The organism is Polaromonas sp. CG_9.11, assembly GCF_015752225.1.
Lineage (GTDB): Bacteria > Pseudomonadota > Gammaproteobacteria > Burkholderiales > Burkholderiaceae_C > Polaromonas.
This window is the reverse complement of sequence record NZ_JADOVE010000042.1, coordinates 1-11,297: the sequence shown is the minus strand read 5'-3', so window position 1 is coordinate 11,297 and position 11,297 is coordinate 1. Positions and strand designations below refer to the sequence as shown.

The 11,297-nt window shown below is 55.5% G+C and carries 10 protein-coding genes and 1 pseudogene; 1 reads left to right on the top strand and 10 read right to left on the bottom strand.

Annotation, left to right across the window (positions count from 1 at the left end):
- Nucleotides 1-202: 202 nt before the first annotated feature.
- From IWX85_RS19425 to IWX85_RS19380, 10 genes are all read right to left on the bottom strand, one after another.
- Nucleotides 203-964: an SDR family NAD(P)-dependent oxidoreductase gene (locus tag IWX85_RS19425; protein WP_196870871.1), complete on the bottom strand. Its 762-nt coding sequence runs from the start codon at nt 962-964 to the stop codon at nt 203-205.
- Between the two features lie 279 nt (nt 965-1,243).
- Nucleotides 1,244-2,815 (bottom strand): amidase, encoded by a 1,572-nt coding sequence (locus tag IWX85_RS19420; RefSeq protein WP_196870870.1) that lies wholly within the window; start codon nt 2,813-2,815, stop codon nt 1,244-1,246.
- A 208-nt stretch (nt 2,816-3,023) separates the two neighbouring features.
- Nucleotides 3,024-3,686 (bottom strand): ANTAR domain-containing response regulator, encoded by a 663-nt coding sequence (locus IWX85_RS19415; RefSeq protein ID WP_370584337.1) that lies wholly within the window; start codon nt 3,684-3,686, stop codon nt 3,024-3,026.
- Nucleotides 3,687-3,751: 65 nt separating this feature from the next.
- Nucleotides 3,752-4,906, bottom strand: coding sequence for a transporter substrate-binding domain-containing protein (locus IWX85_RS19410; RefSeq protein WP_196870868.1), 1,155 nt, complete (start codon nt 4,904-4,906; stop codon nt 3,752-3,754).
- Nucleotides 4,907-4,944: 38 nt separating this feature from the next.
- On the bottom strand, nt 4,945-5,937 hold the full coding sequence (locus IWX85_RS19405) for an acetamidase/formamidase family protein (protein WP_196870867.1): 993 nt from the start codon (nt 5,935-5,937) through the stop codon (nt 4,945-4,947).
- Nucleotides 5,938-5,962: 25 nt separating this feature from the next.
- A complete protein-coding gene (locus IWX85_RS19400; protein WP_196870866.1) occupies nt 5,963-6,673 on the bottom strand; it encodes an ABC transporter ATP-binding protein in 711 nt (236 codons plus the stop codon).
- The gene (locus IWX85_RS19395) at nt 6,673-7,404 is read right to left on the bottom strand and encodes an ABC transporter ATP-binding protein (RefSeq protein ID WP_196870865.1); all 732 of its coding nucleotides are present in this window, start codon (nt 7,402-7,404) and stop codon (nt 6,673-6,675) included. Before IWX85_RS19395 ends, IWX85_RS19400 begins: the two co-directional genes overlap by 1 nt.
- Complete coding sequence (locus tag IWX85_RS19390) at nt 7,401-8,495, bottom strand: branched-chain amino acid ABC transporter permease (RefSeq protein WP_196870864.1); 1,095 nt, start codon at nt 8,493-8,495, stop codon at nt 7,401-7,403. The genes IWX85_RS19395 and IWX85_RS19390 overlap by 4 nt, the downstream gene beginning before the upstream one ends.
- Nucleotides 8,496-8,504: 9 nt before the next feature.
- Nucleotides 8,505-9,374, bottom strand: coding sequence for a branched-chain amino acid ABC transporter permease (locus IWX85_RS19385; protein WP_196870863.1), 870 nt, complete (start codon nt 9,372-9,374; stop codon nt 8,505-8,507).
- Between the two features lie 104 nt (nt 9,375-9,478).
- The gene (locus IWX85_RS19380; RefSeq protein WP_196870862.1) at nt 9,479-10,705 is read right to left on the bottom strand and encodes an urea ABC transporter substrate-binding protein; all 1,227 of its coding nucleotides are present in this window, start codon (nt 10,703-10,705) and stop codon (nt 9,479-9,481) included.
- 254 nt (nt 10,706-10,959) lie between these two features.
- Between IWX85_RS19380 and IWX85_RS19375 the strand changes: the two are divergent.
- Nucleotides 10,960-11,079: pseudogene (locus tag IWX85_RS19375) on the top strand (IS3 family transposase); the annotation flags it as partial.
- Nucleotides 11,080-11,297: the final 218 nt, after the last annotated feature.

Below are 11,297 nucleotides of genomic sequence, written 5' to 3'. Positions count from 1 at the left end.
ATCAAAAGCATGACCAAAAGGAGAGCAGCAAGGAGTTCAACAAAGCCGCTTAAATTCAAGACTCACAGGCGACAACTAGCTTGACATTCACCGATACCGGGGCAGCGCCGTTCAGCTGCGAGAAGTCGAGTGCAACTTAAACTGCCATCAAGTCTGTCCTGACTCTGGGGTCCACTTCAGGCCTCGGTTATTTCAACACGCTTTAGAGTTGAACGCCCTTAGTCAGAGCTCCGTCCACCACTAGGTTGGTGCCGGTGATGAAACTCGCCGCCGGACTGGCGAGAAAGACAACCGCATTGGCCATTTCCTGCGGCGTGCCCATGCGACCGGTCGGGTTCATAGCCAGCGCCTGTTGGTAAAGTTCAGGGTTGCCATGTTCTATCTGGTTCCACACACCGCCCGCAAAGTAGGTATTTCCGGGTGACACACTGTTGGCGCGGATGCGCTTGCCGGCAAGGTGGTAAGCCAGACCCTGGGTGTAGTGCACGATCGCGGCCTTGAACGCGCCGTAGGGTCCGGCCGCGAAGTCGATCTCGCGGCCCGAGACGCTGGAGATCGTCACGATGGCGGCGTGAGCGCTGCGTTCCAGGCTGGGCATCGCTGCATTGACCAGCCGCACCGTGCCCATCATGTCGACCTCGAAGCCGCGCTGCCAGCCGTCCTCGTTGTTCTCGATTGCCAGTGCGCTGACATTGGCGACGACGATATCGATGCCGCCAAGGACCTTGTCGGTTTCTGCGACCCAAGCTTGCAGGGCCGGGCCGTCGCCCACATTGACAGCGCGGCCGAAGACCTTGACGCCGTAGACCGAGAACTCGGCGACGGTCTTGGCCACCTCGTCGGCATTGCGTGCGCACAGTGCAATATGCACGCCTTCGGCTGCGAGTGTCTGGGCGATTGCCCGGCCGATACCTTTGGTGCCACCAGTCACCACGGCTTTCAAGCCTTTGAGTCCGATATCCATATTTTTTCCTTTAAGAGTTGTGAGATAAAAGGGGAAGCGCGTGCCACTGCCGCACTTAAAACGGACGCTATAAAGTCTCTGAATAGCTTTGTCCAACTACGAGAGGTATGTGGGCGTGGTTCAAAATCGGATAACCCTTTTTCGGGTGGTCATCGGTTGAGTCATAAGCAAACCATCCAAAATTCACTTTGTCCGTGTTACCCAAAAAACGTTACTGTTTGAACCATGCCCCTTTTAGGAGTTAAATGAATTCACAAGGTCACTATGCAACTCAACGACTTAAATGCTATCAAGTGCCGGAGGCTTGCGGTGCTGCGTTGCGACCTCATAGCTATATGCATAGGCGAGCAAATCGGCCTCGCTCCATAATTTTCCAACAAACAGCAGTCCAAAAGGAGCACCGGATTCATAATATCCGGCGGGTATCGAGACGGCTGGCATGCCAGCAATGTTGATTTCACCAACGGTGGTTTCCTGGATGGTTCGCCCCGTTTTGATCAGCGGCAGCTCCTCCCTCATCTGTGGAAACACCAGCCCATCGAGTCGTTCACGCGCGAACACTTCATCGACGATTCGCAGGTAGCGCTCCTTCAGCGCAATAAAATCGGATATGTCAGGTGGCGACGTCGGAGCCTGAAGGCAGGCCACGAACTGGGGCAGGCTGTGCATGAAACTCAACACGCCCTTAGGGCCGAACGCCGATTCGCTAGCCGTCGCTTCGGCAAATTCACTGAAGCTCTTCACTGCCGCATTGGGACCGAGGCGCTCAAGGTATTTGTGCAGGTCATAGGGTACCGATTCCATACCACGCGCGTCGAAATTTAGCAGCGGTGTCGTTGGCACTCTGAGCTCTGCGAAACCGGAGCCTTTGAATGGATCGTCCACCAAAATTGCGCCCAGCGCCTTAAGCTCATCTGCTGCGCGGTTGTAGAGGTTCTGGGTCTCGGTCGACAGATCCTGGTTGCGCCAGCCTGGACCGTAGAGACCTAAACGGACGCCTTTGAGTGAGTCCTTGCGCAGCTTCGATGTGTACCCAAGCGGTGGCTTCTTTCCGACCCCTGCAAGCGTCTTCGGGTCTTCTGTCGTGTAGCCTGCCAAAACGTCGAGGCAGAGGGCAGCGTCCCAAACGCAACGGGCAATTGGCCCCACAACATCGCGATTGCCGGACAAGGGCACTACCCCTGCGTTGGGTACCAAGCCAATGGTTGGCTTGATGCCTACAAGGTCCTGTGCCGAGGCTGGATTCTGGATCGAGCCTCCAGTCTCCTCCGCCAGCCCCAGCACAGCCATGCTGGCACTAACGGCAGCCGCCGTTCCAGCGCTACTGCCGCCCGGTACTCGATCGGGCATCACAACGTTCAGCGTGGGTCCGGCCCAGCTGTCGTCGGCGTGAGTGCCCGTGTGGCTTAGAACTGGTACGTTGGTCTTGCCCAGGATGACGGTGTCAGCGGCACGCATGCGCGCTACTACCGGGGAGTCGGTCGCGGGCATCAGATCAATGCCGCCCATCTTGCTGTAAAGCAGGGACCAGCCGGCAGTTGTTGGGAAACCCACCATGTCCATGGGATCCTTGATCACGACAGGAACGCCGGCCAGAGGCCCTAGCGTTTCGCCGGCCTGACGCCGTACATCGATAGCACGAGCATCCGCAAGAGCGTCGTCATTCGCGAAAATAATAGCGTTGTAGTGCTTGTTATACAACTCAATCTGACGCAAGCAGGCCCGTGTGAGGCTTTCAGCGGTGAAGGTGCCCTCCCGGAAACCTTGCTGCACTTTCTCAACAGTCAAGGTGGTCAGGTCGATGGCCGGCTCATCGGTTGTGATTTTGATTTCAGATCTGATAACGCTCATATTTGAACTCCTGTTAAAAATTAGAAGAAATGTTTATGCTGTGCTTCATAAAGCCAGCTCAGAACGTCATATGCATGACAAAGATTTGATCGGCAAGTCTTTTTATGAAGAGCCAAACACTTCCTCTTCAGACACGATTCAAAGTCAGATTTCCCCGACTTTTCGGGTTGGGATTTCTTAGTCTGTATTGCCCAAACTCGGCATATTTTTACCTATGCTGAAAGTTCGAGGCAGGATCGGAATCAGCGTCGCGTGAGTCCATCGTGAGACTGCGTTCATTGGTGACCTTCAGGAGATTGTTGGGTGCTGTCACAGAGAAGATTTCGTTCGCTTGAATGATGGACTGGCAGATAGTTTCGATAGGTACTCGTTTGGCCATAGCCTGGCGGCGGAGTATTTCGTAAGCATGGGTTTCGTCAATGCCATGCATACGCATCAGGATCGCTTGGGCTTCACCCGTATACCGCATACCGATCAGCTTTTGTTCCAGCCGCTCAATACGGTTCAAGTGCTGTTTGTGTTGGCGATGTATCTCCATAGCCATTACCACGGCCGACAGTAGGCCGGAGGCGCGGATGGGTGTTGTGATGACCGCCGTGGAACCGAGCTTGAGAGCGTGGTCGATGAAGGTTGGGTTTTCGTAGGTGATGACTGAGATGATCGGCGAGCAGTTCGATTTATCCCAATTCTCATGAGGATCGCGCTGCTCAGGGTTTAGCGCCAAGAAAATCAGTTCCGCATTTTCTGGTGGTGCCAGCGGAACGGGCCAGAACCCCTGAACACTGAAACCCATGCGTTGAAGGTGGTTAGTAAGCACACCGCCATCTGCGTCGTTCGGATGAATAACCACGACTCGTAGGTTCTTGCGCAAGATAGATCCAGTCGTGCTAGACCCTCCTTTAGGGGGGCGACTGGGCTCCTCGTTTGCAGACATGCTCATCGCTCCGCCGCCGTCAGTTTTGTCACCCAATCTCCCGCAGCCTGTGTTGCCATGTAAGGGTCGGGCGGCACCATGCGGCGAGACTCCCGCAAGATGGTGAACTGTCCATGTTCATTTGCTCGCCCAATTCTGGGGTTGAGGCCCGTGTGCTGGTTGACCGCATTAATTTGAATGCGCCCTTGGGGGGCAATAAATTCTCTACCACGGAGTTCAGGAATGATGCGGTTGAACTCGTCCGAGCCTGCGATCTCAAACGCCATGGCGTATAAGTAAATCTGGTAGTAAGCAGCCTCCCAGTTCATGTCTGTCGTTATCGCGTCGCCATACCGCTGCCGAAAAACTTGAAGCGCAGCGGCGTTTTCAGGGGTTCCCACGCTCTGAAAGTAGGGTGCCGAGGTAATGTGGCCGCAACCGGCTTGGATGCCCATCATGGCGATCTCAGTTTCAGAGGTATTTAGGCTGCCGATGGGCATCTTTTCCGGATCCAAGCCAGCGCGCGTATATGCCTGGTAAAGGAAAGGCACAGTCGCACCGATGACGGTCGAAAAAATGAAGTCTGGCCGCTTTTTCTTAATGTCGTTGATAACTAATTCAAAATCCGCATACGACCCCGCCAAATCTAGGTACCGCTCACCCACAATAGCGCCGCCAGGATACTGCAGGATAAGCTCTTGCATATTCCGATTGCATTCGTAGGGGTACACGTAGCGAGACCCCACCATGTAGACGCGTGCACCGAACTGACTGGTCAGGTAGTCGGCCAGTTGCACGCCGTTCTGGTTGGGCGCCGAGCCACCGTAGACGATGTGCTCCGAGAATTCGAAGCCCTCATATTGCTGTGGATAAAACAGCAGTCGGTTGTACTTCTCGACAATGGGCAGCATTGCCTTGCGGCTGGTCGAGGTGTAACCGCCGAAAATCACATTAACGTTGTCCTGCGTTAAGAGGCATTCGGCCAGCGCGCGGAACTTCTCAGCGTTGGACTCCGGCTCATACTGAACGGGAACCAACTCCCGACCACCAACGCCTCCCTTGCGGTTCAGCTCGTCAATGGCCTGGAGGGCGCCGCGCAATTGGGACGATTCAAGGAGGGCTGTTTCCCCGACGGTTGAAAACAGCAGTCCGATCTTAAGGGTGTGGCTTTGACTCATCCGTCAGTTCTCTTTTCGACTCAGCTTGAATTTATTTGCTAATTTTGTGCCAGGTAATGCTTGCTGATCATGGCGCCCATCGTGTATTTTGGATCGACGAAATTACCGAGCCGAACCTTGCCGCACTGGCTGAGCATCATGTAGGCATCCCACTTTTCGAAACCGTATTCGTCGACCATCCAGTAGATAAGGTCGCGGTAGGCGATACGCGCCGCATCTTCCAGCGGGCGGGCACACCCGATGCTCATGATGGCGTGCTTATTTTCCAATCGCGGCCAATCAATCTTCCAGCGCTTGATCAAATCCACTTTAATAATGGTCGTACTCGCATATTCCACGGCCGTGCCACACACCTCGCCGTCGCCCTGGCAGGCATGCGCATCGCCGATGAACAGCCGCCCGCCGGGTGAGCGCACGGGCAAGTAGGTGATGCTATCGGGCCCCATGTCGGGCATATCCATGTTGCCGCCGTGGTTGTCAGGCGTGAGAGAGTTGATGGAGTCGATCTCTGGGGAGACGCTCAAGGTGCCGATGTGCGGGCGGTAAGGCAGTGTATTGCGCTTGCTCCAGTACACGTTGTCTTCGTCGATCTTGATGACACGGACTTTTTCCGGCAGGGGCTCGTTTAGCAAGGCGGTGTAATCCGTACCGGTAAGGGCTCCGAAATTCGGAATCATGCAGGCCACGCCGTGCGGGTCGGCACCGCGCGGCGACATCTTCTCAATGTACACAGCGATCACATCGCCTTTTTCGGCGCCTTCCACCATGATGGGGCCGTTCTGCGGGTTCAGGAAAGGCATTCTCAGCAGCTCAGAAGGCTTGTCGGTTTCTGACTTAATTGCGCCATCGAAGGCGTCGCGTGTTTCCACTATCACACGGTCGCCCGGCTTAATGTGCAGCACTGGGTCAGAGTAAGGTCCGATCGTGTAATGAAATTTCTTTTGCACCTCTTCGCTCAGCAGGTGCTCGACGGGGTTGCGGTCGGCACCCACGCCTCGTTTCATCATGAATGATTCTTCTAGCCATTTCATCGGGTATCTCCTTGGAGGTTGTAGGTCAGATGGAAAGATAACGACGCATTAATGCCTCGTCGGAAAGCTTTTCTTTGCTCAGAGAGTCAATAATGTGGCCCTTGTCCATGACGTAGCACCGATTCGCTGCACGCTGTATCATGGCGATGTCCTGCTCCACCAGAATTACGCCAATCTTCATTTCGATCACGATGCGTGAAAGAGTGTTAGCAATGGCGTGTACGATGGAAGGTTGCACCCCCTCTGATGGCTCGTCCAGCAGGAGCACCTTCGGTTCCCCTACCAAGGCACGCGCGATGGCTAGTTGCTGCTGTTCGCCGCCACTCATGGTGCCGGCCTTCTGATTCAGGCGTTCTCCCAATATCGGGAAGTAGGTGAGAACCTTGGTCAGCATATCGTTTGACCGCCTGTGCCGGACCTGCATGCCGATCTGTAAATTTTCGGCTACGCTAAGACCGGCGAACACCTCTCGACCCTGTGGTACATAGCCCATACCCCCCCGGGCACGTTCATAGGGCTTGGCGCTGGTGACATCTTTCCCATCAAGCACGATGCTGCCCCGAGTCAAGGGTACCAAGCCGATCAAAGTGCGCATCAGCGTAGTTTTTCCTACGCCATTGCGTCCGATCAGTCCGACGACTTCGCCGGCATTGACTTCGAGTGAAACGCCGTTCAGAACGCGGCCACCGTCATATCCGCTCTCTGCTGCGGCGACTTGGAGCAATGCATGATTCATCAGCTTTTCCCCAAATAAATGTCGGCCACGTCGTCGCGCGCGAGCACTTCGTCGGCTGGGCCGTCGGCAAATACAAGCCCGCCATGCAGGACTGTCACGCGCGTAGCGATCTGTTTCACAAAAGTCATGTCATGCTCGACCACCATAATGGTTTGGCCGGCGGCCTGCATCTGCTTTATCAACTCGCCTGTAAGGTGGGTCTCCTCAATCGACAGACCAGCGACTGGCTCGTCTAGCAGCAGTAGCTTGGGCTCTAGTGAAACCGCCATAGCCATTTCAAGCCATTGCTTTTTCCCATGCGACAGGTTTCCCGCATGCTGGTCGCGTTCGGCGGTGAGATTAAATCGTTGAAGCAGTTGGCCCACCGTATCTAGGTGATTCCCCTTGAATTGTTTGCGCGATAGTTCCAGATGCTGCAGCACGGTCAGCTCTGGGAATATTCCGGGAATCTGAAACTTGATGCTCATGCCCATGCGAATACGCTTGTAGGGTAAGGTGTTGCCGAGGCTCTCGCCCATGAACAGCACATCGCCGCCTGTGGGCACATGCTCGCCGGTTAGTAGTTTGAAGAAGGTGCTCTTGCCAGCACCATTGGGACCGATGACGCAGCGGATTTCTCCATCCAGTATTTGCATGTCGACACCGTTGATCACACGTGCGCCGCCGAAATGCTTGACCAAGCCGCGCGTTTCCAAGATGGGTGTTTGGTTGTTGATCTGCGATTGGCTCATGACGACCTCCCGGTTTTCTCAGGGAGCGCTAGGCTGACTTGCCGCGAGCGGTGCCAAACGAGCGGCTTCTTGGCCAGCTGCAGCAACCATGGCAGGAATCCCTGCGGCGCAACCAGCACCACGAACAGCAGGATGAGACCCATCAGTATCAACGCGTACTCGCTGCCGTACACCGCCAGCAACTGAGATAGCCACACCAGACCTGCCGTGGCGACGATAGTCCCTGCAATGCTCTTTCGGCCTGCGGTGGCTACCCAGATGACGGGCAATGCCGCAGCGTTGAGTCCCATGGACGAGGGGGTGATGTAGGAGCCCCAGATTGTATACAGAGCACCTGATAAACCAGCTAAAACGCCGCCGATAATGAATACCAGCATCTGATAGCGGCGAATATCGATGCCCAGCATCTCGGCGCGCCGGGGATTCTCCCGGATTGAAGCCAGTGTCAGACCCACGGAGGACTTCAACATTCGCTGCGTGCAAAGGTAGACAATTGCCAGCAGAACAACTACCACCACGTAGAAACGGTTGCCGTCGAGCACCAGTGCCTCGGGCCCAAACCACGGGATGGATAACGGCGACATGCCCGACATCCCATTGAAGCCGTTAAGGTGCGCTTTGCCGATGGTCCACTGGGGGCCGGCGGTTTGCGCCATAAAGGTCTCGAACACGAGCGTGATGGATAGCGTTACGATGCCGATAAAAATACCGGTGACCTTGCCATAGCAAATCATGTAGCCGAGCAACGCGCCAGCCGCGCCCGCCAACACGAGGGAACCGAAAAATCCTGCCCAGCTGGCGATCCAGCTGTCGCCCAAGTTAATCGTGAGGACTCCGTAGGCGTAGCCAGCCAGACCGAAAAAGGCGGTTTGGCCGAACGACAAAATGCCACCGTGTCCCCACATGATGGCTAGCCCGATTGCGATGAAAGCCCACAGCAGGTAGTAAGCCAGGTTGCCGATTAATGTTTCGTCAAAGAGCAAGGGCAGCAAAAGCGCAAGCGCGAGTACTATCGCGGTCGTCGACACGTCGCGTTTGAAGCCCTGACCGGAGTCTGGGGGCGAAGAAACTAAATCTGGTTGGGTCGTCATAAGAAACTCCTAGCGATTGCGACTGAATAGACTGCCCATACCTTGCGGAAGTAGCCGGATCACAACGATGACGGTGACCAGCAAACCGATTTGGCCGATGAGCTGGCCGTAGGAGGCGGTCAAGAACGTTTGGATGACACCCAAGATCGTGGCCGCCGGAATGGTGCCCACGAGCACATTGGCTCCCCCGACCACCACCGTTACAAAGGCCTGGACGATGAAGCTGCTGCCCATTGTCGGCACCGCCGTCATCGTCGGCGCATAGAGTGCGCCCGCTAGGCCGGCGAGACCCGCACCGAGGGCGAATGTCAAGGTGTAAATACGCTCAGTTTTGAGACCAAGGCATGATGCCATCTTGGCGTTCTGAATAGTGGCGCGCGCGCAGACGCCGTAGTTTGTATGGAACAGCAGAAGGTACAGCAGCAACAGCACGGTGATGGCGATCAACGGTAGGACTGCGCGATAGGTGGAGAAGGACAGCTCCCCGAGCGTAAACGAGCCAAACGGAGTGGAAACGCCCTCGATCGCCGGGCCAACTACGAGCAGCATGGTCTGCTGGGTGATCAGGCTAATGGCCCAGGTGGCCACCACTGAATCGAACAAACGGTCGTACAGGTGGCGAATGACGAGTCGCTCTACCAGTACGCCCGCCACGGCGGCGGCCAATGTACCCAGCAGCATGGCCAGGGGCAGCGGGATGCCTGCCTTGGCGGACACGATGGTGACGTAGGCGCCGCACATTATGAGCTCACCGTGCGCCAGATTGATGACGCCCATCATGCCGAAGATGATCGCCAAGCCTAGTGCCGATAGCACTAGGTATGCGAAGTTGTCACCGAACTGATAGATGAATGAGTACAGGACCGTCAAAGTATTCATAGTCGCCTAATGAGATAAAAAACTGACTGGGCTGAATCGAGCAGCGGCGGTGAGGTCGCTGGCTCGATTTAAACGTCAGAGGTTGCTGCAGTTAAGCTGACAGTTCAACGCTTTGGTAGGTTGGACGGCGTGTACTGGCTTGTGTCTGGACGTTGCGCCAGGTTGCAGCCCACCTCACCCAGCCAGTACGGCTGGATGTTCTCCCACACTTTGGGGATTTCGATGGAGTGGTCGGCTTTAACATGCGCCAGATAGATCGTATGGCTGGTGTGCTGGCTTTTTGGATCAATGCAAACCTTGCCTGATGGCCCAGTCGTGCAAACGCCGCCGGCACTGATAGCCTTGCGCACCGCAGCCATGTCCACGCTCTTGGCGCGCTCGGCCGCCTCTTTGTAGAGATAGACCGCGTTATAGGCGTTGGCGGCTTCCTGGTTGATGTAGGGCGCAGCGGGAAACTTTGCGCGAAAGCGCTTCTTGAAGTCGTCGCTAGCGGGCGAGCTGACTTCTTCTATGTAGTTGGCCGTCACGTACATGTCTTTCAGCGCAGGCGCCTTGAAGCGTTTGTGTTCGTAGGCTTGGCCAACGTTGACTGAGCTGCCCATCGGTATGTCCAGCTTGGCCGACGCTTGTTGCTCATAGAAGGAGGCCTGGTTGGAGCCGACCAGCAGCGTCATGACGAAATCCGGTTTGGCCTTCTGAATGTTCTGAATCGTTTGACCAAACTGAGAGACGCTGAGGGGAATGAACTCCTCGCCAACCATCGTACCGCCGTTTTCCTTAACGATTTTACGTACCCACTCGGCTGAAATCTGGCCGAAGTTGTAGTCGGCGGCAATGGTGTAGACCTTCTTGCCATACTTCTCCATCAGCCACGGCACCAACGTAGAAAACTGCTGCTCTGGCACGGCGCCAGTGACGACCACGTTGCTGTCACAGACACCACCTTCATACTGATTGTTGTACCAGTAAAGCTGCTTGGCCTTGTCCATAATCGGGCGAATGGCCTCGCGCGATGCGCTGGAGAAGGCGCCGAAGATCACGTCCGCCTTGTCGGTCTGGATCAGGCGGCGTGCCATCAACTGGAAGCGGGTGTTGTCGGATTGGGTGTCGTACTTAATTAGCTTGATTTGCCGACCCAAAATCCCACCCTTTGCATTAATTTCTGCAACCGCCAGTTCAGTCCCCTGAATCTTAGGAATCACTGCTATGGCGAAATTTCCCGAAGCGTCCTCAAGCAGGCCCAGTTTGACGGGACCGTCGGCAGCGATCGCAGCTGATGAGCAAACAGCCGCGACGGCTAAGGTTAAAACACAGCGCTTTAGGTTCAACATATGCTCACTCCACAAAGGTTAAGAAAACAAATAAAAAAGCCCACGCAAAACAATTACTTGCTTTGCGTGGGCTCTGTTGCCGAACCCAAGTACCGACTTCGTTGGCGGACACTTGGATAGGTAGTGCTAGTCTATGCAACAACAAATCAAAGTGTCAAGCGTACTTTCCCGCGCTGGCTTGCCACTGGATAAGGCCCGCACCGGCATGCACCAAAATCTTTCTGCCACGCACACTGCTTGCGGCCAATAAGGCTTGCTGCGAGCGGCGTAACCAGCGTCGGCACACGGCCTATGCCAAGCCTGAATTGCTCGCCACTGGTGCCAACCAGGTCTGGTCCTGGGACATCACCAAACTCAAGGGGCCCGTCAAGTGGGGGTCTGAGGTGCAGTGGAACGGAAAACCGGGTTAAGCGGTCAATTTAAGTGGACAAATGAATTTTTGGCTGTGATCGGCCTGCCATTTTTCATGCCTGACTCGGGTCTGTTGGGTCACGCAAGGGTAGGCGTAAGGATTCGTTCGTAAATGAGTAAGATCGCCCGCAAACCCCGCCAGGCTTGGATTTCAGTGATTTGAAGATGCGTTTTGGTGCAA